Below are 26,880 nucleotides of genomic sequence, written 5' to 3' on the forward strand. Positions count from 1 at the left end.
ATACCCAAGAGGTGGAATGAGTCATGCTTAAGCGTTTCTTTATTACTGGTACGGATACGTCTGTCGGGAAGACAGTCGTATCCCGCGCGTTACTTCAGGCCCTGGCGGCAAGCGGTAAACGCGTTGCAGGATACAAGCCGGTTGCAAAAGGCAGTAAAGAGACGCCAGAAGGGCTGCGCAATAAGGATGCCCTGGTTCTGCAAAGCGTCTCGTCTCTGGAACTGCCTTATGATGCCGTTAATCCTATCGCCTTAAGCGAAGAGGAAAGCAGCGTCGCTCACAGTGGGCTTATCAACTACAGCCTGCTTTCTGATGGCCTGGCAAATCTGAGTGAAAAGGTTGACCACGTTGTCGTTGAAGGGACCGGCGGCTGGCGCAGCCTGATGAACGATTTACGTCCCCTTTCCGAATGGGTGGTGCAGGAGCAGTTGCCGGTGATTATGGTCGTGGGCATTCAGGAAGGGTGCATCAACCATGCCTTGCTGACGGCGCAGGCTATCGCTAATGACGGCCTGCCGCTGATTGGTTGGGTGGCGAACCGTATTAACCCGGGCCTTGCGCACTACGCTGAAATCATCGATGTGCTGAGCAAAAAGCTGCCTGGCCCGCTGGTGGGCGAACTGCCTTATCTGCCCCGCGCCGAGCAGCGCGAATTAGCGCACTACATCGATCTCTCGGCTTTCGGCGGTATGCTGGCCGTAGATCGAGTCGTGGCGTAGCGTTCTCGACAATACCGACGCCACAACACAGGCAACCAGCAAACCGGGAAGTAAAAAATACTGCCCGGTCATCTCACATACCATCAAGGCCGACATGATTGGCGCATGCGTTGTGGCGGCGAGCAGCGTCGCCATACCCGCCAGCCCGAGCAGGATCGCCGTCTCAGAGCCAGGAAACCACAGCGCAAAGATCTGCGCAAACAGCATTCCCGTTGCCATACCGACAAACAAGGTTGGCGTGAACACGCCTCCCGGCGCGCCGGACCCGCTGCTTGCCAGCACCGCCAGCAGCTTGCAAATAAAGACGCCAGCAATCACCGACAGCAGCGGCGGCGACTGCAAAAACGCCTGAACCACGCTATAGCCATTCCCCCATACCTTCGGCGTTAGCAGCGACAGCAGCCCGACGATCAGACCACCCAGCGCCAGCTGCCACGGCGGTGAAAGTTTGAGACGCAGAAACAGCCTGTGGCTGGCCGCCATCAGCCACATCAGCAGCGGGCCGCAAACGCCAGCCAGCAGACCCACGCCAACGATCAGGAAATAATCCACCGCCGTAAGCATCTCGCTGAGATGGACATCATATAGCGTATTCGCGCCGGGACTTAACAGGCGCGTGGTCAGCAGGGCCACTACAGCAGCAATCACCACCGGGCCGAGGGAGGCCAGCATCAGCGTGCCAAACAGGATCTCTGCGATAAACAGGCTGCCCGCCAGCGGCGCATGATAGGCGCTGGCCATCCCGGCGGCGGCACCGCAGGCGATCCACAGTTTCCATTCGGATTTCGGCGTACAACGTTGTGCAAAAAAGGAGGCGGCGAGGGCGGCGAGCAGGATCATGGCGCCTTCACGGCCGATGGCGCTGCCGCTGGCGACCACCAGCAACGACGCGAGGGATTTCACCAGGCTGGCGCCGTAATCAAACTGGCCGTCACCCGTCTCAAGCGCTTCCATATAATCGGTGGGGGCGTGGGGACGTTGTGCCGTCATGCGCTGCCATCCCCACAGTAGCATTCCCGCGGCCAGACCACCCAGCGCAGGCGTCAGCGCCCGCCGCCAGGGTGATAACGCGGCTGCGGCGTTCACCAGACTTCCGCTTTCGTTGCTGAGAAATAGCCACTCCAGCAGATACATGCTGTGGCGGAACACCGCAACGGCCAGCGCCGCCAGCACGCCGGTGACGGTAGCAATCAGGAGACGACGAAACATCGCGCGGATGTCGGGGTAAGCGTGAAGACGTTGCATGAAGTCGTGATTTAACGGGGACGATACAATATTGTGGCGGTAAATCGGGAGGTTAGCAAAAGGTATGCGTGCGGAAAAAGGCCGGGCAGTACCCGGCCTGAATGCTTAACTCTCGCTATGAATATTCAACGCCCGGCGCGTACGCCCTGAGCTCAAATACTCCGCAATATAATCCTGGGATATTTCGCCGTTATAGCGTCCGTCCTCGTCCACAATCGGCATCCAGCTGGTGTTGCTCTCATACAGGCGAGAAAGCACCACGCGCAGGTTATCCTCGGCCTTACCGGTCATGCGGAACGGATGCAGAATATCCCCGCAGCTGCCGCTGGCGTTACGCGCTTCGCGGCGCTTCACAAAGCCGAGCGGTTTGCCGTGCTCATCAACCACGGTAATGGCGCGAATATCGTTGTCATCCATGGTGGCGAAGGCCTCCGGCAACGGCGTCGATTCGCGTACCGTAATCGTCGGCTGCTGGTCGGTGACGTCGCCCGCCGATACCAGCAGCAGGCGTTTCAACGTCCGGTCCTGACCAACAAACGAGCCAACAAACTCATTCGCGGGTTTCGCCAGCAGCTCGTCCGGGCTGGCACACTGCACGATACGTCCCTGACGGAAGACGGCAATACGGTCGCCCAGCTTCAGCGCTTCGTCAATATCGTGGCTCACCAGCATCACGGTCTTTTTCAGCTTGCGCTGCATCTCCAGGAACTGGTTCTGGATCACCTCACGGTTAATCGGGTCGACCGCGCCGAACGGTTCATCCATCAGCAGGACCGGAGGATCCGCTGCCAGCGCGCGGATGACGCCGATACGCTGCTGCTGACCGCCGGACATTTCGCGCGGATAGCGGTGAAGGAATTTATGCGGATCCATTGCCACCATATCCATCAGCTCCTCGGCACGGGATTTACAGCGCGCTTTGTCCCAGCCCAGCATGCGCGGCACGACGGTAATGTTCTCTTCGATGGTCATGTTCGGGAACAGGCCAATTTGCTGGATCACGTAGCCAATGTTGCGACGCAGGGTCACAGTGTCCATTCCGCTGGTGTCTTCGCCGTTAATCAGGATCGTCCCGCTGCTTGGCGTAATGAGACGGTTGATCATCTTCAGGGTAGTGGTTTTCCCGCAGCCGGACGGGCCGAGCAGCACGCACATTTCCCCTTCAGGCACGTTCAGGTTGACGTTGTCGACGGCCTTAAACGTCTGGCCGTGTTTCTGTGAAAATTGTTTGGTGAGGTTTTCCAGTTTTATCATTATCGAATCCCCTTCGGAGTCAGTACCACCTGCAAACGGTGCAGCAACCAGTCGAGCACAATCGCTAAAAGACAAATCATCAGTGCGCCCGCAATCAACATACGAATATCACTCCCGCCAATACCGTTAAGCAGCAGCAGGCCCAGCCCGCCCGCACCGATCACGGCGGCAATCGCCATGACGCCGATGTTCATCACCACGGCGGTGCGGATGCCGCCAAAAATCACCGGCAACGCCATCGGGATTTCCACCCAGCGCAGACGCTGCCAGAAGGTCATGCCGATGCCGCGTCCCGCTTCACGCAGGCCCGGCGGCAGGCTGTCGAGCGCCGTGTGGGTGTTACGCACAATCGGCAGCAGCGAATAGAGGAACACCGCCGTAATCGCGGGCAGGGCGCCAATGCCCTGACCGATCAGCGAAAAGAGCGGGATCATCAGGCCGAAAAGCGCAATTGACGGGATGGTGAGCACAATGGTGGCAATCCCCAGCACCGGCGTTGCCAGCCATTTATGGCGGACAATTAAAATGCCCAGCGGCACGCCAATAATAATCGCCAGGCCCACGGCGAGCGCCACCAGCCACAGGTGTTGCAGCGTCAGGGTTAAGAGATAGTCCCAGTTGTCGAGAATATAGTGAATCGTCTCCATAGCGCCTCCTACAGCAACTGTTTGCTACGCAGGAAATCACGGGCGACCTGCTGCGGTGACTGATGGTCGATATCCACCTTCTTATTCAGTTCGGTGATAACGTCGTTATTGAGCTGGGCTGAAAGGGTGTTCAGCGCCTCCTCCAGCCCCGGATTAGCCTCCAGCGTGTCTTTCCGAACAACTGGCGTCACGGCATAACTCGGGAAGAAGCCTTTATCATCTTCCAGCACTTTAAGATCGAAGCCCTTTACGCGCCCGTCGGTGGTGTAGATCAACCCCGCATCGACAAACCCGTCGCGCACCGCGTTATAGACCAGGCCCGGATCCATCTGGCGGATCTGCGGGCGGTCCAGCTCCATGTTGTAGGCTGCCTGCAACGGTTTCATCCCGTCGCTGCGCCCGGCAAATTCCAGGTCAAGGCCCAGCAGCCAGTTGTTATCCGGATCGGTTTTACGGATCTGCTCAATCTTTGCCACCATCTCAGACATGGTATTGATATGTTCAGCCTCGGCGCGCTTGCGCTGCATGGCAAAGGCATAGGTATTGTTCATATCGGCAGGTTTAAGCCACACCAGACCGTGCTTCGCATCGAGGCGTTTCACCGTCTCGTACGATTCCTGCGGCGACATGCGTTTGTTGATGTGGTTGAAGATGATCAGCGAGGTGCCGGTATACTCCCAGGTCATATCAATCTGCTTGTTGATCATCGCGTTACGCGAAATCACCGTTGCAATATTGGTCTGAGGCTGTACCTGAAACCCTTTCTTTTGCAGATACTGCACGGTCATGGCCGAGAGAATGTGCTGCTCGGTAAAGCTCTTGGTGGCCAGGATCAGCGGCGCGGCGAGCGCCTGGCTGGTGAAGAGCGCGGCGGCGCATAGCGCCGTCAGCCCGGAAAACAGTCTCATAGAAGCTCCTTGTTATAATTATCGCGCGAGATGCGGGCTCAGTAATCGGCCCAGTGCCGCCAGCAGCGTATCCAGAATCAGGGCGAATAGAGCGGTGGCCGCCGCGCCCAGGATCAGCGTCGGGAAATCATTCAGATAGATCCCCGGGAAAATCAGCTCGCCGTAGCTGCTGGCGCCAATCAGGAATGCCAGCGGTGCGGTACCGACGTTAATCGCAGTGGCAATGCGAATACCGGAAAGCATCACCGGCCACGCGTTAGGGATCTCAACCTGACGCAGGCGCTGCCATTTGGTCATGCCGATACCATTTGCCGCTTCCAGCAACGACGCGGGAACAGAGCACAGCCCGGCATAGGTGTTACGCACAATCGGCAGCAGAGAGGCCAGAAAGAGGGCGATAATGGCCGGTTTATCACCGATGCCAATCACCACCATCGCCAGTGCCAGAACGGCCAGCGGCGGCAGGGTGTTGCCCACGTTAAAGATTTGCATCACATATTCGGCGATACCACGCGCGGCCGGACGGCTCAGCAGAATACCGCTTGGAATACCCACCAGCAGGGCAAAGAACATGGATGAAAAGACCAGAATCAGGTGCTGTTGCCCGAGGTAAATCAGGTCAACCTGGCGCGCCTTAATCGTCTCCAGTCCAATTCCCCAGGTGAGGAGAGCGAGAACCACGATAATCGCGCCGACAAAAAGCAGCGAACGTTTAAGTAATGGGTGCATTGCGGTGTGTCTCCCTGTGCGCATGCGTTATAGCAACCACCGGTTGCCTGTTGTTATGCCATGTTTCGGCAGGGGTACTTCACCTATAGCAAGCGAAACGGAAGGGTTCCAGCGAAGGGGGTAAATCAGTAACCCTATGAAATTAGTGACAACCTGAGTGAAGCCTTATGGCATAAGGGCTGTCAGTGGGCAGGCAGAATAGTCTTAAAGAAGCACGCCTTACGTGACAACGTCACATAAGACGTGCTGATTATACCTGTCGACTGAGCGCGGCGCGCACCTTGCGTACGCGCCACGAGATGCGGACGATAGAGAAGGCGGCGACGATTACCAGCAACAGGCCCAGCGCCAGCATCGCGTGGAATCCAAACTCTCTGAACAGGATCAGCCCCGCGATCCCGCCGCTGATAAAGGAGAAAAGGGTAGTTAAATGGGTTTTGAGCTGACTCTTTTGTGCGGCCGTATCTTTGGAGTAATCCCGGCGCAGCATGGCGACCATAACGGAGGCCAGCGAAATGCCCGCATCGGTCAGCGTGCCGGTGATGTGCGTGGATCTCACCCGACCGCCGGATAGTTGAGTAGAGGTAGAATTATGAATTCCCATCAACCCGCACAGGAAAATAATAATCTCCTGATTCGTGGCGAAGGAGTGAAAATACATTTCGTACAGGGATACCCCGGCCAGTAATAGCCCTTCAACAAACAGAACCTGGCTGAATACCAGCCTGACGTTATGGATAATCCCCCAGATAACAATAATCCGCGCAGCGATGGCGCCTGAGACAAACGAAAGAATAATGGCGCCAAAGAAAAGAATATCGCTGAGATCGGTGGAGGAAACTTCGCTGGATAGCTGCGAGGTATTGCCCGTCATATGCGAGGGAAAAAAACCGAACGCGCCCAGCGCAATGGCATTCAGCAGTCCCGCGGAGGTCGCCAGCCAGAGGGCAAGACGACGATCCTCCTGATGCGTTCGTTCTTTCTTTAATTTAATCAGCAAAGAATACCTCCGGTTTGAGCTTTGCCTGAATGCTCAAGCTAACAAAGCGATGTCGCTGGCTGACCAGGATATTGCTTAATTATTATTTCTACGGGAGGTGAGCGAGGTTTTGTAATTAAATAAAACAACCCTGTTAATATAATGCCTTATTTCCGATGGCGCGACGTCGTAAAAGTCAACACCCCTGCACTCAGGAGTAATATGCTGCTTAAAGCGAAGGTGCTCTGCCAGCCAAAGGTATCAAACACCACGCCACCCGCCGTTGAGCCAAGCGCAATAGAGAGTTGGATCACCGCGACCATTAGCCCGCCGCCAGCCTCGGCATCTTCCGGTAACGTACGGGCTATCCACGTCCACCAGCCGGTGGGGGCCGCAGTTGCCAGCATTCCCCAGAAACCTAACAGCAGGGCCACGATCCACAGGCTGTCACCGGTGAGCATTAATACCCCTGCAATCAGCGTCATAAGCAGCGGTATGGCCATTAAGGTGAGGTAAAACGCGGCATTCAGGGCCAGCGCGACGATCAGCGTGCCGATGAAACCTGCGATACCGATAGTGAGCAGGATCAGCGATAAGGCGGAAGGACTGACGTGGGTGACGGTTTCGAGGAAGGGGCGCACATAGGTAAATAACGCAAACTGTCCCATGAAGAACAGGCCGCACGCCATCAGACCCATCGAAACCGCAGGCTGGTGGAGCAGGCGAAATAGGCTTTTACGTGGCGACGGACCCTGGTTCCCGCCCATGTTGGGCAGGCTAAAATATTGCCAGATGAACGCCACAATCGCCACGGGAACCAGGCACAGAAACGCGCCGCGCCAGCCAATGGTCGAGCCGAGATAACTGCCCAGCGGGGCGGCGACCACCGTCGCCAGCGCGTTGCCGCCGTTGAAAATTGCCAGCGCACGAGAGACCTGATGCTGAGGCACCAGCCGAATGGCGGTGGCAGCAGACATCGACCAGAAACCGCCAATGGCGATGCCGATCAACGCCCGGCCTGCCATATACATCAGAGCATTCGGGGCGAAGGCGATAATGATCCCTGACAGCGCCATCAGGACGGTCATGCCTGAAAGAAGATGTTTGCGATTCATATTCCCGGCAAGCCGGGAAAGAAAAAGGCTGGTCAGGACAGCCAGCGCACCAGAGAGGGCGATCCCCTGGCCAGCCGTCCCCTCTGTCACCCCTAAATCTCTGGCGAGGGGCGTGAGCAGACTGACGGGCATAAATTCCGAGGCAATGAGGACAAAAACGCACAGGGTCATGGCAAAAATACCGCCCCAGTGTGCACGCTCAGCATCACGGGATGAGGTTTGATTCAGTGTGGACATAGGTGTAATTCACGGCGAAGAGAAGATAAGCCCCCTGATTGCCGGGGGCTAAGAGAATTAATCCAGACTGGTTTTGAAAAACTGCCCGAACTGCGCGAACGGGATTTTCCCTGCGACGTTATCGTAGAGATCAACGTGATTCGCACCGGGAACAATCACCAGTTCTTTCTGTTTGCTGCCGACAGCTTTAAACGCATCTTCCGCAAAATAACGTGAGTGCGCGTTTTCACCGGTCACAATCAGCGTTGGGATGGTGATCTCCCCGGCATAGCTCAGCAGCGGCATATTCATAAAGGACAACGGCATGGTCGCGGTCCATGCGCCGGTGGAGTTTACGGAACGGGCATGGAAGCCGCGCGGCATACGGTAGTAATCATAGAATTCTTTCAGTACCGGATGCGGATCGGCGGGCAATGCTTCCGGCAGAATACGCCCGGCCGCCGTTACCTTACCGTTTTCATCGACATAAATATCGTGGCCGCCATGGGCGAAGGTGCCGCTTTCAGCATCTTTCCAGCGTTGCGCGTTCAGATACTGCAACACGGCCCGGCGATCGGCCGCTGAATAACGATCTTTCCCGTCGCCCACGCCGTGACCCATCGCGCGGCTCATATCGTACATTACGCTGGTGGCGGCCGCCTTCACGCGGGTATCCATGGATGCCGCGTTCAGCGCCATACCACCCCAGCCGCAGATCCCGAGAATGCCGATACGGTTACGGTCGACTTCTTTCTGTAATCCGAGGAAATCCACTGCGGCGCTAAAGTCTTCGGTGTTGATGTCAGGGGAGGCAACGTTACGCGGCTGGCCGCCGCTTTCACCCGTGTAGGATGGGTCGAAGGCCAGGGTCACGAACCCCTGTTCAGCCAGAGTCTGGGCGTAAAGACCACTGGATTGTTCTTTTACCGCACCGAACGGTCCACTGACGGCAATCGCCGCCAGCTTCTGGTCGCCGCTGTTCCTGGGAATGTACAGATCGCCGACCAGGGTGATCCCGTATCGGTTCTCGAACGTCACCTTGCGGTGGTCGACTTTATTGCTCTCGACGAAGGTCTTATCCCAGGTTGTCACCATCGAAACGGGGGCGGCAGGATTTCGTGTTTCTGCATAACTCATTGTTGTCACTCCACTTAATGATGCGCATAGCAGCAGCGCAACGGACAGTTTTTGGGTGAATGTTTGCATAAGAGGTACCGTGTGTTGTTGTAATGCGGTCATTATAGTTAGCAGAAATAGTGCTGATTAGAGGCCAAAGGCTGCTAGAATTAATATCATATTGTTATGAATTGATGAGGCATGATGGCGAAGCGGGAAAACTACAATGAGCTGTATCTGTTTATCCAGGTGGTGCGGGAGGGAAGCTTCACGGCAGCCGCGCAACGGCTCGGGCTGGCACAATCCGGGATCAGTCGATCGGTTCGCGAGCTGGAAGAGCGGCTGGGCGTTCGGCTTCTGGTGCGTACAACGCGCAAACTGTCGCTGACCCACGCCGGGGAGCAACTTTACCAGACCGCTGGTTCAGCCTTTGATGCGCTCGATACCGGGCTGACCAGACTGGCGCATTACCGCCAGACGCCATCCGGCACGGTGCGCATTAATGCCAGCCAGCACGCCATCGAAAAATGCCTGCTGCCAAAGCTCGCTATCTTCAAACAGCGTTACCCGGATATCCGTCTGGAATTGATGAATGAGAGCCGGTTCGTGGATATCATTGCCGAGCGATTCGACGCGGGCGTCCGGCTTGGGCCGGAGGTGGGACAAGGAATGATTGCCGTGCGCATCACGCCCGATATGGAGATGGCTGTGGTTGCCGCTCCGGCGCATTTTCGGCGCTATGGTTTCCCGCAGACGCCCGCCGATCTGGATGCTCATCCCTGCATTGCCTACCAGTTTGCCGACGGTAACCACTATCAATGGGAGCTTGTTCAGGACGGGAAGCATGTTACTCACCGCCCGGAGGGGCAATGGGCCTTTTCCGAAAGCTACATGGAGGCCGAAGCGGCCCGGCTGGGACTCGGGCTGGCCTATGTCCCGGTTGAGCTGGTGGCTGACGATCTGGAGCGTGGCACGCTTATACGCGTCTTACAGCGCTACAGCCTGCGGATGGACGGACTGTACCTCTATTATCCACACCGCAACGTATCCCCGGCGCTGAGAGCGGTGATTGATACGCTGAAAATTTAGGGTGCCTCTTCGCTACGGTCTATACAGCCCCTACGTTTGTGATACGCTACTATTTTATATAGCGCAGCTCAACTAAGGCTCTGAAATGACAAAAATAATGCCAGAATATACGGTAGTTGACTTATCACGTTGGGCAAGAAAGGAACACTTTGAAGTATTTCAGGGCTTTGCTCAATCTACATTTAACCAAACGGTTCAGCTGGACATTACCGTGCTGCTAAAGCATATCAAAGAGGTTGGCTGGAAATTTTATCCTGCGATTATTTCCCTTATTTCTGACGTCGTAAACCGGCATCCGGAATTCCGTATGGCCATGAAGGATGATGAACTTGTAATATGGAATGAGGTTCATCCAAGCTATACCCTTTTCCATAAAGAAACGGAGACATTTTCATCGTTATGGAGTCATTACGATGGAAATATTCACCATTTTCAGCGCGTTTATGCAGAAGATGTTGCCCGCTATGGCAATATCCTTGCTTACTGGCCTAAAGAAGAGTCCCGGGAGAATATATTCTTCATATCGGATATTCCGTGGGTCAGCTTTAGCAGTTTCAACGTCAACGTCGCTAACATGCGGAATTTTTTTGCGCCCATGTTCACGTTTGGAAAATACTATAACCAGGATGGAAAGGTCTTGTTGCCTTTCGCCGTTCAGGTCCATCATTCTGTCTGTGACGGTTTCCATGTGGCCAGGCTGATCAACGAGTTACAAGAGTTGTGTGATAATTTACCGCACCATTCAGAGGCGCTCAACGTGTGATTCACGTGTTTTTAACATACGCCTGACGAGGGGAAATAATGGAACCGAATTTTACGCCAGAACAGATTGAAATGATTAACCGCATTGTTTTCGAGCAGATCGAGATCATGCATGAGAAAGTAGCTGAAATAATCGCAGATACAGAGACGGTGGCGCATCAGCGCCTGAAGGATAACGGGATCACTACGACAGATTTCTATCCTGCAAATAAAAACTTCCTGATGATGACCCTTGTACAGGATCTGATAGATAAAGTGCACGGGGGCGATAAGGACCTGGCCAAAACAATGATAACCATGGAAGCAAAAAGGCTGAATATCAGCGTAAACGTTGAGGCGGACAAATCAAGATAACAGGACGTATTTTCAGGGTTACGGTTGATGAATATAAGGTTCAGCCGACCTTAATAAAGCCGCGAGCCGTTTCCGGCCCGCGGCGGAAGGACAGGTGATTAGACGCTCTGACGATCAGGCGGCTTTGACGGCCCGGATTTTTTTGCTGCTGTCCGCATCTGATGCTGTTTTATCCGTTTCAGCATTGAGCTCGGGAAGCTTGCTGGTACGCAGGATATGCTGCACGGACTCTTTCTGCTCGGCGAGATAAAGACCAAGGTTCTCCGCCTGCGTTTCATCCATCTGCATTCCGCTTTGCAACAGCCAGTCGGTAAACGCTTCTGCCATATCGAGCAGCTTGTCGTGAGCGTCAGCCTCTTTCTTACTGGCAAATGTCATTTTTTCTTCACCTTTTCTTACGACAACAAATTTTGTTTCAACAGCCATTGTGCACCCCCGTATACTGTAATTATATACAGTATAGCAGTTGTGACGTTGTGTTGCAGCAAAAATGTGCGAGCCTGGCCTGCACAACGGGTGGACAAGCCAGGTGCTGTTATCGGTACAGCGTTTTTTCGACAATCGGGATCAGCAAAGTGGACTGCCATTCCGCCAGCGTCAGCTGGGCAAGTTTACCCAGCGCGGTGTAGAACGGATGGGCCGCGTTTTCAACGAATACGCTAAGGAAACGCGTGCTCCATGGCAGCAGATGCCAGGCAAGAAGCTGGTCGCGTTCTGTTTCGCGACCGTTCTCGGCAAGCCATGCCGCCAGCATCAGCAACGTTCCGAAATGATCTTCGGGCTCATTCTGCTGCATCTCAAAGGCGATATGGTTTTCACGCATCCACTGACGCAACGCGAGGGTCGAATCGCCAAACAGCACGGACTCGCGATCAAGCCAGACCGAGCCCCACGGGGGGGCGGGCAGGGCATACGGGCCAATAAACAGACGCTGCCAGGCGTCTTTCAACGCTTCATCCGATGGGGTCTTAAACATACTGGCGACAGGCAGCAGATTTTCCTCCGCCAGCGGCCAGTCCTGAACCCAGTCACCTGCGGTCAGGGCACTCACCAGCGGCGCGGTCTGCTCGCTGTCTGGAGCGAAATAAAACAGCGCGCCCAGTACCCGGGCGCTGAACGCGAACGATTCGCGGTGTGAGACGTCATTCATTACAACTTTCCTTACTTGCGCGCGGGTAGCCCCGCGCACCTGTGTTAACCTGCAATTGCTAACCCTGCGGTCATATGCAGACCATAAAATAGCCCACGGCCAATCAGTTCACCCAGCGCCACCAGCGCGACACCTGCAAACAGGCCGAGCGTTTTTGGCTCCTGACGACGAATCAGCGGGCAGATCCAGCAGCCTAAACCCGCCGCCAGCAACGCGATGCGCCATACCTGAAGCGAACCATAATCCGGAAGCAGGGCGTTAGCCTGCTGGATGGAACTCTGTATTGTCCCCAGCGTATTGCTTTGCAACACGACGACCGCCACGCAGACGATAAGTGCCAGTGCGCTGACTGACGCGGCAAGAGTACTTTTGAATGTCACGTTTGCAACGCGCAGCAGCAGCGCGGCCAGCAGAGGACCAGCCAGAACCATCGTCAGGAAGAAGCTCAGCGTGGTGTAACCCGTATACCAGGTCGGGACAGTCTCAATCTGATAGACCCGGGTCATCGCCCAGACAAAAACGATGCCCAGGATCTGGCTGACAACCAGCCAGATTTTGCCCAAAGCTGGGGGCATTTTACCGATAACCGACACCAGCCACCAGAAACCGCCCACGGCAAAGAAGATCGAACCCGCCGCGATCTCATTACTCAGCGCTGACGCGCCCACGCGGTTAAGCGAGTTGAAGGCACGCAGCGGGGAGCCAAGATGCAGTACCGAGGCCATAAACCCAATACCCATTACCAGCCAGAGAAAAAACAGGCTGCGCACGATGCGCATTCTGGCCTTGTCATCATTTTCCTTAAGCCAGACGAAGCCCATCACGATTAACGCGCCGGCCACGCACTGCCCGAAAACGGTGAAGATCACCAGCGGCCATTCATGCCATCCACTTCCCATCTCACACCTCCTTCGGGTTTGCCAGGTAGCCGGTGGTGTCACCCATCGGACGGCTGTTGGCGTTAGGTTTAATCACAATACTCGGCTTCGTGAAGTGCGCAGACGGCAGCGGCGCGACGGCAGCAAGCTGACCGTGTTTTTTGCGCAGCTCTTCAATCGGGCCAAAGTCCAGCGCGCGCAGCGGGCAGGATTCGACGCAGATGGGCTTTTTGCCGTCCGCCACGCGGCTGTGGCAGCCGTCGCACTTGGTCATGTGGCCTTTGGCGGCATTGTACTGCGGCGCGCCGTACGGGCAGGCCATGTGGCAGTAGCGACAGCCGATGCAGACATCCTCGTCCACCACCACAAAACCGTCGTCGCGCTTGTGCATTGCCCCGCTCGGGCAGACCTTGGTGCAGGCCGGATCTTCGCAGTGGTTGCAGGCAATCGACAGGTAATAGGCGAAGACATTCTGATGCCAGACGCCGTTGACCTCCTGCCAGTCGCCGCCCGCATATTCATAAATACGCCGGAAGCTGACGTCCGGGGTCAGGTCTTTGTAATCCTTGCAGGCCAGCTCGCAGGTTTTGCACCCGGTGCAGCGGCTGGAATCAATAAAAAATCCATACTGGGTAGTCATCGGTTAATCCTTATGCCTTCTCGATCTGCACCAGGTTCGTGTGCTGCGGGTTGCCCTTCGCCAGCGGTGACGGGCGGTGCGTGGTCAGGGTATTGATGCAGGAGCCGTGATCGACACGATCGCCATTCATGTTGGCGTCATGCCAGGCGCCCTGGCCCATCGCGCTTACGCCGGGCATGATGCGCGGGGTGACTTTCGCGGCAATACGCACTTCGCCGCGGTCGTTGAAGACGCGCACCATATCCCCGTTTTTGATTCCACGTTGCTCCGCATCCACAGGGTTAAGCCACACCTCCTGGCGACAGGCGGCCTGGAGCACATCCACGTTGCCGTAGCTGGAGTGGGTACGGGCTTTAAAGTGGAAACCGAACAGTTGCAGCGGGAACTTGCTGCGCTCGGGCGCGTCCCAGCCTTCAAAGGTTGAGGTATAGACCGGCAGCGGGGTGATGGTCTCGTCTTTTTGCAGTTCCCAGGTTGCCGCAATATCCGCCAGCTTGCTGGAGTAGATCTCGATTTTGCCCGACGGGGTTTTCAGCGGATTGGCATCCGGATCGTCACGGAATTTTTTATAGGCCACGAAATGTCCGTTAGGATCTTTGCGCTTATAAATACCCATTTTTTTCAGCGCGTCGTAGGACGGCAGCAGCGGATCTTTGGCGACCATTTTGGCGTACAGGTAGCGCAGCCACTGCTCCTGCGTACGGCCTTCAGTGAATTTCTGATGGATATCCGGTCCGAGGCGTTTCGCCACTTCACTCATGATCCAGTAGATGGGCTTGCGCTCGAACTTCGGGGCGGTAACCGGCTGGAGAAAAATCAGGTATCCCATGTTGCCGGCGTAATCGTTGGGGATGATATCTTCCTGCTCGACGGTCATCAGGTCCGGCAGAACAATATCGGCATACTTCGCGGACGAGGTCATAAAGTTGTCGATGACGACGATCGTTTCGCACTTGCTCTCATCCTGCAAAATGTCGTGAGTTTTGTTGATATCGGAGTGCTGGTTGATGATGGTATTACCCGCGTAGTTCCAGATGAACTTGATCGGCACATCGAGCTTATCTTTGCCGCGTACGCCGTCGCGCAGGGCGGTCATCTCCGGTCCACGGGCAATGGCATCCGTCCAGCTGAAGCAGGAGATTTGCGTTTTCACCGGATTTTCCGGCAGCGGCATGCGTTCGATGGTGATGGTGTAGTCGATTCGCGCGCGCCGCTGTTGCCGCCGTTAATGCCGACGTTGCCGGTCAGGATCGGCAGCATGGCGATGGCGCGGGACGTTTGCTCCCCGTTAGCCTGACGCTGTGGGCCCCAGCCCTGGCAAATGTAGGCCGGTTTCGCCGAACCGATTTCACGGGCCAGCTTAATGATGCGATCGGCAGGGATGCCCGTTATGCGAGACGCCCACTCAGGGGTTTTCGCGGTTTTGTCATCACCCTGGCCGAGAATATAGGCTTTGTAATGACCATTAGCCGGTGCGCCTTCCGGCAGGGTTTTTTCGTCATAACCCACGCAGTATTTATCGAGGAAAGGTTGATCGACCAGATTTTCATTAATCAGCACCCACGCAATACCTGCCACCAGCGCGGCATCGGTGCCCGGACGAATCGGGACCCACTCGTCTTCACGCCCTGCGGCAGTGTCGGTATAACGCGGATCGATAACGATCATCCGCGCGTTTGACCGTTCGCGCGCCTGCTCAAGGTAGTAAGTGATCCCGCCGCCGCTCATGCGCGTTTCCGCCGGATTATTGCCGAACATCACGACCAGTTTGGTGTTTTCGATATCCGATGTGCTGTTGCCGTCGTTGCTGCCGTAGGTGTAGGGCATTGCGCAGGCGATCTGCGCGGTGCTGTAGGTGCCGTAGTGGCTGAGGAAGCCGCCGTAGCAGTTCATCAGGCGCGCGACCAGCGAGGCATAAGGGGAGGAGCGGGTGATGTTGCCGCCTACAATTCCGGAGGAGTAGTTAATGTAGACCGCTTCGTTGCCGTATTTTTCGACCACGCTTTTCAGGCTCGCGGCGATGGTGTCCAGCGCTTCTTCCCAGGTGATACGCTCAAACTTGCCTTCTCCGCGTTTGCCCACGCGTTTCATCGGATAGTTCAGACGGTCTGGGTGATTAATGCGACGGCGAATTGAACGGCCTCGCAGGCAGGCGCGAACCTGATGGTTGCCGTAAATATCCTCGCCGGTATTATCCGTTTCAACCCAGTAGACTTCGTCATCGCGAACGTGCAGACGTAGCGCGCAGCGGCTACCGCAGTTTACCGAGCAGGCGCCCCAGACAACTTTGTCTTCTGCGGGCTGAATAGCGGACTGCACAGCGGCGGCGGCGCTTTTCAGACCAAAAGGTAATGCGATCCCACCGGCGGCAAGCGCCAGAGATCCTATGGCAGTAGATTTAACCAGAGTTCGACGGCTTATACCGCCGTGATGTTCAACTTCGGACATAACTCACCCCATCATTGTTAATAATTATTTTCACCCGTGACTACAACCGGGCTAATGATGGGGGGAGTGTTACTTATTTAGAGGTATTAAATATTAATCCTCGTCAAATCAGGGGAATTGAGTGGGAAAATCATTGCGGCTCAGCGGGCGCATTCTCTTGCGTACCTGCGCCGCTCACCGGGTAGTTGCCGCTACTGGTGCGGGTGTACAAAATTTTGAAAGTATCGTTGGCACAATGCCCAACGACCTGCGCATCCGGCTGATCGGCCTGATCGTTCGGGACGATGTTCAGGGTAAAGCCAGACTCCGGTACGCCGTTGTTGATAATCTTCTGCTGAATGTCGCTTTTCACGCGCTCGCAGGAGTCCGGGGCCGCAAGAAGAGCGGGTGAAGCACTCATTAACAGCAGGGCGGTAATCCAGGGTAACCGTTTCATCTGTAGCTCCTTTTCACTGTGTGGACTGTAAGCATAGCAGGGTTAGGGTAAGCTTTTGTTTTTGGACCTGTCTTTCTGAATTGTCCTGGAGCCCTGCCTGCGTCATAAAATAAATTGCGAGTAATGGTGCTGATTGTCTACCAGATAAGAAGGCAGGGTGCGTTTTGATACCTCTTGCCTGACCAGTTTTCGGTCTCGTCCCCAGATATCTTCGGCGTTGGTAATAACCTTCATAATATGTTCCGGGTTATTAAATTCCGGCAGATCGTATTCGGTATGAGAAATGGTAGACATTTTTTCGGAAATTCTTTCTGGAGTCATTACCCATGAGAAATGCCAGCCGCCATCTTTCACAATTTTATTATTGATTTTTAGCCAGTTCCATTTAAACCATGACCAGTTTTTATCTTTGCGCGCACGCTTCCAGTTTCTGAAAGATTCAGGCTCACCGTGGAAGAAATGCTTAAGGTTGTAATAGGACGTCGCGCGGGGCAAGGTACATTTTCTCGGCGTACCATCCGTGTTGTGAACCTGGAGATTAAACTGATAGTTGAACACGTTTTGATGAATAGTCGTGCAGAGCGCGCGCGGATTAATGGCCCTGACCGTGTCGGGAGAGAAGATTTCGTCAACGTCTGACACCAGAATCAGATCGTCGTCTGCCGCGTCTTTTAACCCGTTCATAATGGAGTTGCGAAGCGCTGCTTCATTTGCCCAGGCATCAACCTGGTTATTATCCGCACGGTTTAAAATAGGCTGCGCGTCAAAAGGCACTTAAATGATTTTGTCTTTGAATTTGGCAAACTTTGTAATATCGAAATGCAATTCTCTCGGTATGCCCGTAAAAGAGTGTGTTGCTTCTACAATGACAAAACGGTCAACGACATCAGCGAGAGTATGTAATCTGATGTCGAGCAACATATCTTCGTCATAGTATAAAAAACAGTCGTAAATCATGATGTTAACCCGAAAATTTAAGAATCTAATTTTATAATAGTGTGGAATCTTCCGCGCCCAAAGTAGCCACTTTGGCAGGTCTCGTCAATGCAAACGACGGATTTATACAGCGCAAAGAGTCAAATGAAGTGCTGTTATGTAAGTTGCTGTATTTGCTAATATGATTGTATCTCTCTTTGAACGGTAAATGATGTGAACAAATACGCAGCGATAACGCTACTGGCAACGGTACTGGTGGGATGCGACAACAACACCGCGCCGCTGTCATTTACGCCGGAGATGGCGAGTTTTTCGAACGAGTTTGACTTTGATCCTCTGCGCGGGCCGGTGAAGGATTTTACCCAGACGCTGTTCAACGATAAGGGTGAAGTCTCTAAACGTGTGACCGGCACGATGTCAACGGAAGGGTGTTTCGATACGCTTGAACTGCACGATCTCGACGCTAATACGGGCGTTGCGCTGGTGCTGGATGCTAACTACTACGTCGATGCGGAAACCCAGCAGCAGAAGGTAAAGTTGCAGGGAAAATGTCAGCTGGCGGAACTGCCGTCTGCCGGCCTGACGTGGGACACCGACGATAACGGGTTTGTGGTTGCCGCGCACAGCAAAGAGATGGAAGTGAAGTACCAGTATGACGCCGACGGCTACCCGCTGGGTAAAACTACAGTTTCCGGCGACAAGCGTTTATCGGTCAAGTCGGTGCCGTCGAAAGATCTGCGCAAGCGCATGGATTATACGGCGGTAAGCCTGTTGAACGATAAACCGATGGGCAATGTAAAGCAGAGCTGTGATTACGATCGCCACAATAACCCGGTGAGCTGTGAGCTGGTGATCACCGATGACAGCGTCAAACCTGCCGTTGAGCACAAGTACACCATCAAAAACAGCATTGAATATTATTGAGAATAAAACCGCGCAGGTTACTGCGCGGTGGGTTTAAGCAGGCTGGCGGAGGAGGACTTATGCCCGGCCAGATGCTGATGCTGGAAAATGCACATGCGGATGGTGTTACGGTATTCGCCGTTAATAAAGAACTCATGGATCAGTTCACCTTCCACCATAAAGCCCAGCTTACGGTAGATATGAATCGCTTTTTCGTTCTCTTTGTCGACGATAAGGTAAAGCTTGTAGAGATTCAGGACGTTAAACCCGTAATCCATCGCCAGCTTTGCCGCCCGCGACGCAAGACCTTTCCCCTGGTGCTCCGGTGAAATAATGATCTGAAATTCCGCTCGACGGTGAACGTGGTTGATCTCAACCAGTTCAACCAGCCCGGCTTTCTCACCTTCGCACTCCACCACAAACCGGCGTTCACTCTGATCGTGGATATGCTTGTCGTAGAGATCGGACAGCTCGACAAACGCCTCATAAGGCTCTTCAAACCAGTAGCGCATCACGCTGGCATTGTTGTCGAGCTGGTGAACAAAGCGTAAATCTTCGCGCTCCAGCGGACGGAGCTTAACGTCACACGGCGTCGACATTACGGTGCTACCGTGCGGCCAGTGCGACGATCCAGACAGCGCAGGGTGTTAGGCTCCCAATAGGCGTTGACGTTGGCACTTTGCTGGCATTTGTCGCGGGCATCAAACGCGACGTCTTCTTTATCCCACTCTTTTTCCACGCGCTTATTCACTTTCTGACGCAGGCTGCGGGTGTCATTCCATTGTTCTTTGTCCATGGCGGCGTTCTGACGGCTTTGCGCGCTGTCACCAGACTCAATGATGAGTTTGCTGGTTTCGGCTGATGCCGTTGCGGCGAAGGCGAACGATGACAGCGCCAGTACGGCTGTCAGACAAAGGCGTTTGCTTAATGTAGTCATAGCGTTTCCTTTAAACGGGTGCAGACAATCGGATTACCCCGTTGGATTCTACACCAATCCCAAAGGGTGTCATACCCGCGCGGCAGGTATGGGAACGATGTGAACATTATCGCGTATGATGTCTAAATCAATCCTCACGAAACGAGAAAAATGTTCAAAACGACGCTGCTTTTTTTCGCGACCGCGCTGTGCGAAATCATCGGATGCTTTTTGCCGTGGCTCTGGCTAAAGCGGGGCGCTTCCGCGCTGCTGCTGATCCCGGCGGGTGTGTCCCTGGCCCTTTTTGTCTGGCTGCTCACCCTGCATCCGGCCGCCAGCGGGAGGGTATATGCGGCCTACGGCGGAGTGTACGTCTGTACCGCGCTGCTGTGGCTGCGCGTTGTCGATGGCGTCAGGCTAAGCCTGTATGACTGGGCAGGCGCGCTGATTGCCCTGTGCGGCATGTTGATCATCGTGGCCGGTTGGGGACGCGCATAAGCGTCCTTATAGTGTGATCGCCCGCTGATTTTACGATCATTATACTTGTATGGTAGTAGTGTAGTTGCGTAAATTTCCTGCATCACAACGAGCGATGTAAGGAAATGGATTATGAAGATTGTCGGGGCTGAAGTATTTGTCACCTGCCCGGGGCGTAACTTTGTCACCCTTAAAATCACCACCGATGAGGGCATTGTCGGCCTGGGTGATGCCACGCTGAACGGACGTGAACTTTCCGTTGCCTCCTACCTGAAAGATCACCTGTGCCCTCAGTTGATTGGCCGCGATGCGCACCGCATCGAAGATATCTGGCAGTTCTTCTATAAAGGCGCTTACTGGCGTCGTGGTCCGGTCACCATGTCAGCGATTTCTGCCGTGGATATGGCGCTGTGGGACATTAAGGCGAAAGCCGCGAACATGCCGCTCTATCAGCTTCTGGGCGGAGCCTCCCGGGAAGGGGTGATGGTTTATTGTCACACCACCGGGCACACCATTGACGACGTGCTGGAAGATTATGCCCGTCATAAAGAGATGGGCTTCAAGGCAATTCGCGTGCAGTGCGGCGTGCCGGGAATGAAAACCACCTACGGCATGGCAAAAGGAAAAGGGCTGGCGTATGAGCCAGCGACCAAGGGCGCCTGGCCGGAAGAGCAGCTATGGTCCACTGAAAAATACCTCGACTTCACGCCGAAACTGTTCGACGCAGTGCGCAGTCAGTTCGGCTTCAATGAACATCTCCTTCACGACATGCACCACCGTCTGACGCCCATCGAAGCGGCGCGATTCGGCAAAAGCATTGAAGAGTACCGTCTGTTCTGGATGGAAGATCCGACTCCCGCTGAAAACCAGGAGTGTTTCCGCCTGATCCGCCAGCACACCGTCACGCCAATTGCGGTGGGGGAAGTGTTCAACAGCATCTGGGACTGCAAGCAGCTGATTGAAGAGCAGCTCATTGACTATATCCGCGCCACCATAACCCATGCGGGCGGCATCACCGGGATGCGTCGCATTGCGGACTTTGCCTCACTTTATCAGGTGCGTACCGGCTCACACGGCCCGTCGGATCTGTCGCCGATTTGCCACGCCGCGGCGCTGCATTTTGACCTGTGGGTACCGAACTTTGGCGTGCAAGAGTATATGGGGTATTCGGAGCAGATGCTGGAAGTGTTCCCGCACAGCTGGCGCTTCGATAACGGCTATATGCACCCGGGCGACAAGCCAGGGCTGGGCATTGAGTTTGATGAGAAGCTGGCGGCGAAATACCCGTACGATCCGGCTTATCTGCCGGTGGCTCGTCTGGAAGACGGCACCCTCTGGAACTGGTAAACGAGGAGCGAATGATGAAAAGCGTAGTGATCCAACAGCCGGATGTGCTGGTGATTGAAGAGCGTCCTCTCCCGTTGCCGGGCGCAGGCGACGTCCGCGTCAAAATTAAGCTCGCCGGTATTTGCGGTTCAGACAGCCATATCTATCGCGGGCATAACCCGTTTGCGAAATACCCGCGGGTAATCGGTCACGAGTTCTTTGGCGAAATAGACGCGGTTGGCGAAGGCGTGGAGGGCACCCGACTGGGCCAGCGCGTTTCGGTTGATCCGGTGATCAGCTGCGGGCACTGCTACCCGTGTTCCGTTGGAAAACCGAACGTTTGTACTTCGCTGGTGGTGCTGGGCGTCCACCGTGACGGCGGCTTCAGCGAATACGCCGTGGTGCCGGCGAAAAATGCCTGGCGCATTCCGGATGCGATCCCTGACCACCACGCGGTGATGGTTGAGCCATTCACCATTGCCGCCAACGTGACGGGGCAGGCGAAACCCACCGAACAGGATGTGGCGCTGATTTACGGCGCAGGCCCGATGGGGCTGGTCACCGTGCAGGCGCTGAAGGGCGTTTACAAGGTGAAGCAGGTCATCGTGGTGGATCGCATTGATGAGCGGCTGGAGATGGCGCAACGCAGCGGCGCAGACTGGGTCTTCAACAACGGCGAGCATTCTTTACAGGCCGCGCTGGATGAAAAAGGCATCAAGCCGACGTTAATCATCGATGCTGCCTGTCATCCGTCCATTTTACAGGAAGCGATTACGCTGGCGTCTCCGGCGGCGCGCATCGTGCTGATGGGCTTCTCCAGCGACCCGAGCCAGATTGTACAGCAGGGGATCACCGGCAAAGAGCTGTCGATCTTCTCTTCGCGCCTGAATGCCAACAAATTCCCGGTGGTCATTGACTGGCTGGAAAAAGGGCTGATCGACCCTGAAAAACTGGTCACCCATACATTTGACTATCACCACGTTACAGACGCCATCGAACTGTTTGAAAAAGACCAGCGGCAGTGCTGCAAAGTCTTGCTCACGTTCGACCAATAATAATTCACGCGGTTAAGAGCCTGCGAAGACAGGCTCTCAGTGGTACGCATCTTACCTTGCAGAGATAGCCATTATGACTCAAGCACAACCTCAAAGAAGTACGTCAGATCTGGTGAAAGCCGCCGTATCTGGCTGGCTGGGCACCGCCCTGGAGTTTATGGATTTCCAGCTCTACTCCCTTGGCGCCGCGCTGGTGTTTCATGAAATTTTCTTCCCTGAGCAGTCCGCGGCCATGGCGCTGATCCTGGCGATGGGCACCTACGGCGCAGGCTACATCGCGCGTATTGTCGGGGCATTTATCTTCGGCAGAATGGGCGACAGAATTGGCCGTAAAAAAGTGCTGTTTATCACCATCACCATGATGGGGATCTGCACCACCTTAATCGGCGTCCTGCCAACCTACGCGCAGATCGGGATTTTCGCACCGGTGCTGCTGGTGACGCTGCGTATTATTCAGGGGCTGGGCGCGGGGGCTGAAATCTCCGGCGCAGGCACCATGCTGGCCGAATACGCCCCGAAGGGTAAACGCGGCATCATCTCCTCGCTGGTGGCCATGGGCACCAACTGCGGGACGCTGAGCGCCACGGCGATCTGGGCCGTGATGTTCTTTGCCCTCGATCGTGAAGAACTTATTGCCTGGGGCTGGCGCGTGCCGTTCCTCGCCAGCGTGGTGGTGATGATCTTCGCCATCTGGCTGCGTATGAACCTTAAAGAGAGCCCGGTGTTTGAGAAGGTAAACGATGCCGAAGCCGTTGCGCCGGTTGCTGCGCAGGATACCTCGGTCGGCGCGATGTTTAAGAGCAAATCGTTCTGGCTGGCGACGGGGCTGCGCTTTGGTCAGGCCGGTAACTCTGGGCTTATCCAGACCTTCCTTGCCGGGTACTTGGTACAGACGCTGTTATTTGATAAGGCGATCCCAACCGATGCGCTGATGATCAGCTCGATTCTTGGCTTCGTCTCCATCCCGCTGCTGGGCTGGCTGTCCGATAAAGTGGGGCGCCGTCTGCCATATATCATCCTTAACATTTCAGCCATTATTCTGGCTTACCCGATGCTGTCGATTATCGTCGATAAGAGTTACGCGCCGGGCGTGATTATGCTCTCTATCATCGTTATTCATAACTTTGCGGTGCTCGGGCTGTTTGCGCTGGAAAACATCACCATGGCGGAGATGTTTGGTTCGCGAAACCGCTTTACCCGCATGGCGATCTCCAAAGAGGCGGGCGGTCTCGTGGCGGTAGGCTTTGGTCCGGTGCTGGCGGGGATCTTCTGCAATATGACCGGGTCCTGGTGGCCGATTGTGGCGATGCTGGTGGCGTACTCGCTGATTGGGCTGGTCTCCGCTTTGCTGATGCCAGAAGTGCGCGACCGCGATTTGAGCCTGGTGGAAGATGCAGCTGAACCCCTGCGCCAGAGCGATACCGCAGCGAAGCAGCGGAAATATGGAGCCCTGTCATGAGTTTTATTAACGATAACTTTATGATTGGCAATGCGAGAGGTGTTGAACTTTATCGTAACGTCGCGAAAGCGCTGCCAATTATTGATTATCACTGTCACCTGGACGCGAAAGATATCTTCGAGAATAAAAATCTCGATAATATTACCGAACTCTGGCTGGCTGGCGATCATTATAAATGGCGCGCCATGCGCGCCAACGGTATTGACGAAAAATACATTACGGGCGATGCCCCGGCGGAGGATAAATTTGCGGCATGGGCTGAAACGGTCGAAGCGAGCTATGGAAATCCGCTCTATCACTGGACTCATTTAGAACTTCACCACTATTTTAACTGTGACGAACCGCTGGGCAGGCATAACTGGCGTGAAATAATGGAGCGCTGTAATCTGCTATTGCAGCAGCCTGATTTTACGCCGAGGGAACTCATTAAACGCTCCAGGGTAGAAGTTATTTGTACGACAGATGCTCCGCTTGATGATTTACGCTACCATCAATTATTGCGTGATGACGCGACGTTCAACGTTAAGGTATTACCGACCTTTCGTCCGGACGATGTTTTTGCGCAAAACGCGGAACAGTTTGCCGACTTTATCGATCGATTAGGTGAGACGACAGGATCTAAAATCCAGACATTCAGCGATTTTGTTAAGGGAATGAGCCAGCGTATTGCCTGGTTCCACGAAATCGGGTGCCGAATTTCCGATCACGGACCCGTGGAGATCCATTTTCAGTCAGCAGATGAAAGTCAGGTTGAATCCGTGTTTGCCCGAAAGCGCCGGGGTGAAAATCTGGACGCCCGTAATAATGCGATTCTTGACAGTGCCATTTTTATTATGCTGGCGCATAATTACAGGCAGCATAACTGGGCAATGCAGATACACTTCGGTGCGATTCGCAATAATAATTCCCGCATGTACCGTTCTTTGGGTAGTAATACTGGTTTTGACTCGCTGACCGATCAGTCGAATCTTGCGGCCAATCTCAACCAACTCCTGGATGCAATGGCGCAGGCTGAAGCTTTGCCCAAAACCATTCTATATAACCTCAACGCCAGCTATAACGATATTGTCGCGACGACTATCGCTAATTTTCAGACTGCGGAATTGGGCGTTAAATCGCCGATACAGTTTGGCTCCGGATGGTGGTTTAACGACACTCAACGCGGAATGGAAAACCAGCTACATAGCCTTGCGGATCAGGGGCTATTAATGAATTTTGTCGGTATGTTAACCGATTCCCGTAGTCTGGTTTCGTATACTCGCCACGATTATTTCCGTCGTATTTTGTGCAATATCATTGGTGGCTGGGTGGAGCGTGGTGAAGTTCCGGATAATAACACCATCCTAACGAAGATGGTTAAAAATATTTGCCATGATAATGCTGAAAACTATTTCAGATTCTAAATTCTACTCACTGAGTGGGGATGGAACATGTCTCGTACTGCAAAAAAAATTACTATTCCGGTTAGTATCGGCTACGGACTAACGGATATTATGGGCGGCGGTGCCTTTACCGTTATCGGCGCCTGGTTATTATTCTTCTATACGACATTTGTTGGGTTGTCACCGGTTGAAGCGGCGTCTATTGTTGCTATAGCGCGCATTGTCGATGCTATCGTTAGTTTGTTTATGGGAAGTTTCACTGACCATTTTTACAAAAACTATTTTGGTAAAAAATTTGGTCGCCGACGTTTCTTTTTGCTGATCGGTGCACCGTTGATGCTGGTCTATGCATTGCTGTGGCTTGATGGCATGACATACGGTTTTTATCTCGCCGTCTATCTAGCATTTGAAATTATTGCTGCAATGGTACTGATCCCGTGGGAAACGTTACCGTCAGAAATGACAAAAGACTTTAACCAGCGGACCAAACTCTCTACCTGTCGCATGTTTCTTTCAGCGTCCGGGACGTTTCTGGCGACATTTATTCCCGGATTACTGATCGGCTATTTCGGGGAAAACAGCGCCCATGCCTACCTCATAAACGGCGTTATTTTTGCTGTACTGTTTATGGTATGTGTATTCATCTCGTGGAAAGTGACCTGGGAACGCGAGTTGACGCCGGAAATGCTCTCCGGGTTGGAAAAAAACACACGCCCACAAACAGCAGGAGAGAAGCTGGCTGCCTTTGGACGACTTTTTAAGGAGTATGGTTCCACCCTGAAAATCCGGGCCTTCAGGAAACATCTCGCCATCTATCTGCTGTCGTTTACCGGCAAAGATGTCTACAACACGGTATTTGTATTTTTCTGCGTCTACTGTCTGAATGTCTCTTCCTCACTGGCAGGCACGCTGCTGTCGATGAGTATTGTGGGGCTGCCCGTCACGTTAATTGCGGGTATAGGGATCATCAGATATGGGCCATCAAAGCTATATGTATTTGCCTATTCACTGATGTTGCTCTGTTTGGGGGGCTTCTTTGCCGTGTACCAGATCCCTGCGCTGAATACCGTCGCGACGCTGGTCATTCTGGCCGGGGTGTATCAGGTGGGGCGCTGCGTCCTTGAGTTTACACCGTGGAACGTGTTCACGTTCATTCCAGATATCGATGAAATGGTCAGCCGTCAGCGTCGTGAGGGACTGTTTGCCGCGGTAATGACATTCTCCCGAAAAACCACGGTCGCTATTGCCACCTTTATTGTGGGTCTCCTGTTACAAAGCGGCGGATTTGTAAAAGGGAGCCAGACGCAGCCAACCGAAGCCATCCACACCATCGCAATGCTGATGTTCATCGGCACTGCTGCCTTGCTTATCCTGGCCCTGTGGCAGGCTCTGACATTTAACCTGAACAAGCGTACGCACAAAATCTTTGTGGATGAGCTGGATCGCCTGAAAGCCAACGGCTCTCCCCAACGCGTATCCGCCGAAGCTCGCCGGGTCGTGGAAGATTTAACAGGCTATTCCTACGACAGGTTGTGGCGTGAGCCGACGGTCCGGTCCGGCGAGCAGACGGTGCGCACCCCTGTATGATCTGGTTTATATCTTTTGCCAGATGTCACACAACTTGATTTTTATATCACACCACTTGGCCGAAAGTTAATGTAAATCAATGTTCATGGCAGCATAACCAGTATTGTGATCGACAGGATAAAGTAATGACACTGCCATTCTAGTTGGTTTAGTC

The 26,880-nt window shown here is 54.3% G+C and carries 26 protein-coding genes and 2 pseudogenes; 11 read left to right on the top strand and 17 right to left on the bottom strand.

Annotated features, from left to right (window positions below; all coding sequences use genetic code 11):
• Positions 1 to 23: 23 nt before the first annotated feature.
• Positions 24 to 719 (top strand): dethiobiotin synthase, encoded by a 696-nt coding sequence (gene bioD / locus KTH07_RS07955; protein ID WP_015570628.1) that lies wholly within the window; start codon positions 24 to 26, stop codon positions 717 to 719.
• Here the strand turns inward: bioD and clcB are convergent.
• The 8 genes from clcB to KTH07_RS07995 all read right to left on the bottom strand — a co-directional run bounded on the left by clcB (position 654) and on the right by KTH07_RS07995 (position 9,018).
• Positions 654 to 1,964: a voltage-gated ClC-type chloride channel ClcB gene (clcB, locus tag KTH07_RS07960; protein WP_023296525.1), complete on the bottom strand. Its 1,311-nt coding sequence runs from the start codon at positions 1,962 to 1,964 to the stop codon at positions 654 to 656. The genes bioD and clcB overlap by 66 nt on opposite strands.
• 105 nt (positions 1,965 to 2,069) lie before the next feature.
• The gene (osmV, locus tag KTH07_RS07965) at positions 2,070 to 3,218 is read right to left on the bottom strand and encodes an osmoprotectant ABC transporter ATP-binding protein OsmV (protein ID WP_003857446.1); all 1,149 of its coding nucleotides are present in this window, start codon (positions 3,216 to 3,218) and stop codon (positions 2,070 to 2,072) included.
• Positions 3,218 to 3,865 carry an osmoprotectant ABC transporter permease OsmW gene (osmW, locus tag KTH07_RS07970; RefSeq protein WP_006808875.1) on the bottom strand — a complete coding sequence of 216 codons (648 nt, stop codon included), beginning with the start codon at positions 3,863 to 3,865 and terminating at the stop codon, positions 3,218 to 3,220. Before osmW ends, osmV begins: the two co-directional genes overlap by 1 nt.
• A gap of 8 nt (positions 3,866 to 3,873) precedes the next feature.
• Positions 3,874 to 4,773 (bottom strand): osmoprotectant ABC transporter substrate-binding protein OsmX, encoded by a 900-nt coding sequence (osmX, locus tag KTH07_RS07975; RefSeq protein WP_017694085.1) that lies wholly within the window; start codon positions 4,771 to 4,773, stop codon positions 3,874 to 3,876.
• 18 nt (positions 4,774 to 4,791) lie between these two features.
• The gene (gene osmY, locus KTH07_RS07980; RefSeq protein WP_003857442.1) at positions 4,792 to 5,502 is read right to left on the bottom strand and encodes an osmoprotectant ABC transporter permease OsmY; all 711 of its coding nucleotides are present in this window, start codon (positions 5,500 to 5,502) and stop codon (positions 4,792 to 4,794) included.
• Between the two features lie 250 nt (positions 5,503 to 5,752).
• Positions 5,753 to 6,502, bottom strand: a complete 750-nt coding sequence (locus KTH07_RS07985) for a YoaK family protein (RefSeq protein ID WP_017384553.1) — start codon at positions 6,500 to 6,502, stop codon at positions 5,753 to 5,755.
• Between the two features lie 146 nt (positions 6,503 to 6,648).
• A complete protein-coding gene (locus tag KTH07_RS07990; RefSeq protein WP_023303653.1) occupies positions 6,649 to 7,833 on the bottom strand; it encodes an MFS transporter in 1,185 nt (394 codons plus the stop codon).
• 57 nt (positions 7,834 to 7,890) lie between these two features.
• Entirely contained in the window at positions 7,891 to 9,018 is a 1,128-nt protein-coding gene (locus KTH07_RS07995; RefSeq protein WP_032619763.1) for an alpha/beta hydrolase, read from the bottom strand.
• Positions 9,019 to 9,132: 114 nt separating this feature from the next.
• Between KTH07_RS07995 and KTH07_RS08000 the strand changes: the two genes are divergently transcribed.
• The 3 genes from KTH07_RS08000 to KTH07_RS08010 all read left to right on the top strand — a co-directional run bounded on the left by KTH07_RS08000 (position 9,133) and on the right by KTH07_RS08010 (position 11,133).
• Positions 9,133 to 10,017 carry a LysR family transcriptional regulator gene (locus tag KTH07_RS08000; RefSeq protein ID WP_032619761.1) on the top strand — a complete coding sequence of 295 codons (885 nt, stop codon included), beginning with the start codon at positions 9,133 to 9,135 and terminating at the stop codon, positions 10,015 to 10,017.
• 85 nt (positions 10,018 to 10,102) lie between these two features.
• Positions 10,103 to 10,780 carry a type A chloramphenicol O-acetyltransferase gene (catA, locus tag KTH07_RS08005; protein WP_015570622.1) on the top strand — a complete coding sequence of 226 codons (678 nt, stop codon included), beginning with the start codon at positions 10,103 to 10,105 and terminating at the stop codon, positions 10,778 to 10,780.
• Between the two features lie 38 nt (positions 10,781 to 10,818).
• Positions 10,819 to 11,133: a hypothetical protein gene (locus KTH07_RS08010; protein WP_017694081.1), complete on the top strand. Its 315-nt coding sequence runs from the start codon at positions 10,819 to 10,821 to the stop codon at positions 11,131 to 11,133.
• Positions 11,134 to 11,247: 114 nt separating this feature from the next.
• Here the strand turns inward: KTH07_RS08010 and KTH07_RS08015 are convergent, their stop codons facing one another.
• From KTH07_RS08015 to KTH07_RS08045, 7 genes and pseudogenes are all read right to left on the bottom strand, one after another.
• The gene (locus KTH07_RS08015; RefSeq protein WP_017384548.1) at positions 11,248 to 11,559 is read right to left on the bottom strand and encodes a YebG family protein; all 312 of its coding nucleotides are present in this window, start codon (positions 11,557 to 11,559) and stop codon (positions 11,248 to 11,250) included.
• A gap of 109 nt (positions 11,560 to 11,668) precedes the next feature.
• Complete coding sequence (gene dmsD / locus KTH07_RS08020; RefSeq protein ID WP_017384547.1) at positions 11,669 to 12,283, bottom strand: Tat proofreading chaperone DmsD; 615 nt, start codon at positions 12,281 to 12,283, stop codon at positions 11,669 to 11,671.
• A 44-nt stretch (positions 12,284 to 12,327) separates the two neighbouring features.
• Positions 12,328 to 13,182: a dimethyl sulfoxide reductase anchor subunit family protein gene (locus KTH07_RS08025; protein ID WP_023303656.1), complete on the bottom strand. Its 855-nt coding sequence runs from the start codon at positions 13,180 to 13,182 to the stop codon at positions 12,328 to 12,330.
• Between the two features lies 1 nt (position 13,183).
• Entirely contained in the window at positions 13,184 to 13,801 is a 618-nt protein-coding gene (locus KTH07_RS08030) for a DMSO/selenate family reductase complex B subunit (RefSeq protein WP_214580935.1), read from the bottom strand.
• A gap of 10 nt (positions 13,802 to 13,811) precedes the next feature.
• A pseudogene (gene ynfE / locus KTH07_RS08035) lies at positions 13,812 to 16,249 on the bottom strand (selenate/tellurate reductase subunit YnfE).
• A gap of 130 nt (positions 16,250 to 16,379) precedes the next feature.
• Entirely contained in the window at positions 16,380 to 16,685 is a 306-nt protein-coding gene (locus tag KTH07_RS08040; protein WP_003857424.1) for a DUF1161 domain-containing protein, read from the bottom strand.
• Between the two features lie 102 nt (positions 16,686 to 16,787).
• Positions 16,788 to 17,642 (bottom strand): annotated as a pseudogene (locus KTH07_RS08045) (benzoate transporter).
• 192 nt (positions 17,643 to 17,834) lie between these two features.
• Here KTH07_RS08045 and KTH07_RS08050 point away from each other — a divergent pair.
• Positions 17,835 to 18,545 (top strand): YnfC family lipoprotein, encoded by a 711-nt coding sequence (locus KTH07_RS08050; protein ID WP_017384542.1) that lies wholly within the window; start codon positions 17,835 to 17,837, stop codon positions 18,543 to 18,545.
• Between the two features lie 17 nt (positions 18,546 to 18,562).
• On the opposite strand, the gene speG is transcribed toward KTH07_RS08050, so the two are convergent.
• Together speG and KTH07_RS08060 are read right to left on the bottom strand one after the other, a co-directional pair.
• Entirely contained in the window at positions 18,563 to 19,123 is a 561-nt protein-coding gene (speG, locus tag KTH07_RS08055) for a spermidine N1-acetyltransferase (protein WP_003857416.1), read from the bottom strand.
• Positions 19,123 to 19,461, bottom strand: a complete 339-nt coding sequence (locus KTH07_RS08060) for a DUF1283 family protein (RefSeq protein ID WP_006808856.1) — start codon at positions 19,459 to 19,461, stop codon at positions 19,123 to 19,125. The genes speG and KTH07_RS08060 overlap by 1 nt, the downstream gene beginning before the upstream one ends.
• A gap of 150 nt (positions 19,462 to 19,611) precedes the next feature.
• On the opposite strand from KTH07_RS08060, the gene KTH07_RS08065 reads away from it, so the two are divergent.
• From KTH07_RS08065 to KTH07_RS08090, 6 genes are all read left to right on the top strand, one after another.
• Positions 19,612 to 19,938 (top strand): YnfA family protein, encoded by a 327-nt coding sequence (locus KTH07_RS08065; RefSeq protein ID WP_003857412.1) that lies wholly within the window; start codon positions 19,612 to 19,614, stop codon positions 19,936 to 19,938.
• 111 nt (positions 19,939 to 20,049) lie between these two features.
• Positions 20,050 to 21,264 (top strand): D-mannonate dehydratase ManD, encoded by a 1,215-nt coding sequence (gene manD, locus KTH07_RS08070; protein WP_017384541.1) that lies wholly within the window; start codon positions 20,050 to 20,052, stop codon positions 21,262 to 21,264.
• A gap of 14 nt (positions 21,265 to 21,278) precedes the next feature.
• Positions 21,279 to 22,298, top strand: a complete 1,020-nt coding sequence (locus KTH07_RS08075) for a Zn-dependent oxidoreductase (RefSeq protein ID WP_023296536.1) — start codon at positions 21,279 to 21,281, stop codon at positions 22,296 to 22,298.
• 73 nt (positions 22,299 to 22,371) lie between these two features.
• On the top strand, positions 22,372 to 23,757 hold the full coding sequence (locus KTH07_RS08080; RefSeq protein WP_017694076.1) for an MFS transporter: 1,386 nt from the start codon (positions 22,372 to 22,374) through the stop codon (positions 23,755 to 23,757).
• Positions 23,754 to 25,160: a glucuronate isomerase gene (gene uxaC, locus KTH07_RS08085; RefSeq protein WP_032619756.1), complete on the top strand. Its 1,407-nt coding sequence runs from the start codon at positions 23,754 to 23,756 to the stop codon at positions 25,158 to 25,160. Before KTH07_RS08080 ends, uxaC begins: the two co-directional genes overlap by 4 nt.
• A 27-nt stretch (positions 25,161 to 25,187) precedes the next feature.
• Complete coding sequence (locus KTH07_RS08090; RefSeq protein WP_032619754.1) at positions 25,188 to 26,726, top strand: MFS transporter; 1,539 nt, start codon at positions 25,188 to 25,190, stop codon at positions 26,724 to 26,726.
• Positions 26,727 to 26,880 lie beyond the last annotated feature (154 nt).

This window comes from Enterobacter cloacae complex sp. ECL72, assembly GCF_019056635.1.
In the GTDB taxonomy this organism is placed as follows: domain Bacteria; phylum Pseudomonadota; class Gammaproteobacteria; order Enterobacterales; family Enterobacteriaceae; genus Enterobacter; species Enterobacter hormaechei_C.

Bases quoted from the DNA above. Each gene is read 5' to 3' on its own strand.
- KTH07_RS08040 (WP_003857424.1), bottom strand. From the start codon at position 16,685: ATGAAACGGTTACCCTGGATTACCGCCCTGCTGTTAATGAGTGCTTCA.
- dmsD (WP_017384547.1), bottom strand. From the start codon at position 12,283: ATGAATGACGTCTCACACCGCGAATCGTTCGCGTTCAGCGCCCGGGTA.
- KTH07_RS08015 (WP_017384548.1), bottom strand. From the start codon at position 11,559: ATGGCTGTTGAAACAAAATTTGTTGTCGTAAGAAAAGGTGAAGAAAAA.
- KTH07_RS08090 (WP_032619754.1), top strand. From the start codon at position 25,188: ATGTCTCGTACTGCAAAAAAAATTACTATTCCGGTTAGTATCGGCTAC.
- clcB (WP_023296525.1), bottom strand. From the start codon at position 1,964: ATGCAACGTCTTCACGCTTACCCCGACATCCGCGCGATGTTTCGTCGT.
- KTH07_RS08025 (WP_023303656.1), bottom strand. From the start codon at position 13,182: ATGGGAAGTGGATGGCATGAATGGCCGCTGGTGATCTTCACCGTTTTC.
- KTH07_RS08030 (WP_214580935.1), bottom strand. From the start codon at position 13,801: ATGACTACCCAGTATGGATTTTTTATTGATTCCAGCCGCTGCACCGGG.
- bioD (WP_015570628.1), top strand. From the start codon at position 24: ATGCTTAAGCGTTTCTTTATTACTGGTACGGATACGTCTGTCGGGAAG.
- speG (WP_003857416.1), bottom strand. From the start codon at position 19,123: ATGTCGACGCCGTGTGACGTTAAGCTCCGTCCGCTGGAGCGCGAAGAT.
- KTH07_RS07990 (WP_023303653.1), bottom strand. From the start codon at position 7,833: ATGTCCACACTGAATCAAACCTCATCCCGTGATGCTGAGCGTGCACAC.
- KTH07_RS08000 (WP_032619761.1), top strand. From the start codon at position 9,133: ATGGCGAAGCGGGAAAACTACAATGAGCTGTATCTGTTTATCCAGGTG.
- osmW (WP_006808875.1), bottom strand. From the start codon at position 3,865: ATGGAGACGATTCACTATATTCTCGACAACTGGGACTATCTCTTAACC.
- KTH07_RS08080 (WP_017694076.1), top strand. From the start codon at position 22,372: ATGACTCAAGCACAACCTCAAAGAAGTACGTCAGATCTGGTGAAAGCC.
- KTH07_RS08010 (WP_017694081.1), top strand. From the start codon at position 10,819: ATGGAACCGAATTTTACGCCAGAACAGATTGAAATGATTAACCGCATT.
- uxaC (WP_032619756.1), top strand. From the start codon at position 23,754: ATGAGTTTTATTAACGATAACTTTATGATTGGCAATGCGAGAGGTGTT.
- KTH07_RS07995 (WP_032619763.1), bottom strand. From the start codon at position 9,018: ATGCAAACATTCACCCAAAAACTGTCCGTTGCGCTGCTGCTATGCGCA.
- osmX (WP_017694085.1), bottom strand. From the start codon at position 4,773: ATGAGACTGTTTTCCGGGCTGACGGCGCTATGCGCCGCCGCGCTCTTC.
- osmY (WP_003857442.1), bottom strand. From the start codon at position 5,502: ATGCACCCATTACTTAAACGTTCGCTGCTTTTTGTCGGCGCGATTATC.
- osmV (WP_003857446.1), bottom strand. From the start codon at position 3,218: ATGATAAAACTGGAAAACCTCACCAAACAATTTTCACAGAAACACGGC.
- KTH07_RS08060 (WP_006808856.1), bottom strand. From the start codon at position 19,461: ATGACTACATTAAGCAAACGCCTTTGTCTGACAGCCGTACTGGCGCTG.
- manD (WP_017384541.1), top strand. From the start codon at position 20,050: ATGAAGATTGTCGGGGCTGAAGTATTTGTCACCTGCCCGGGGCGTAAC.
- KTH07_RS08075 (WP_023296536.1), top strand. From the start codon at position 21,279: ATGAAAAGCGTAGTGATCCAACAGCCGGATGTGCTGGTGATTGAAGAG.
- catA (WP_015570622.1), top strand. From the start codon at position 10,103: ATGACAAAAATAATGCCAGAATATACGGTAGTTGACTTATCACGTTGG.
- KTH07_RS08065 (WP_003857412.1), top strand. From the start codon at position 19,612: ATGTTCAAAACGACGCTGCTTTTTTTCGCGACCGCGCTGTGCGAAATC.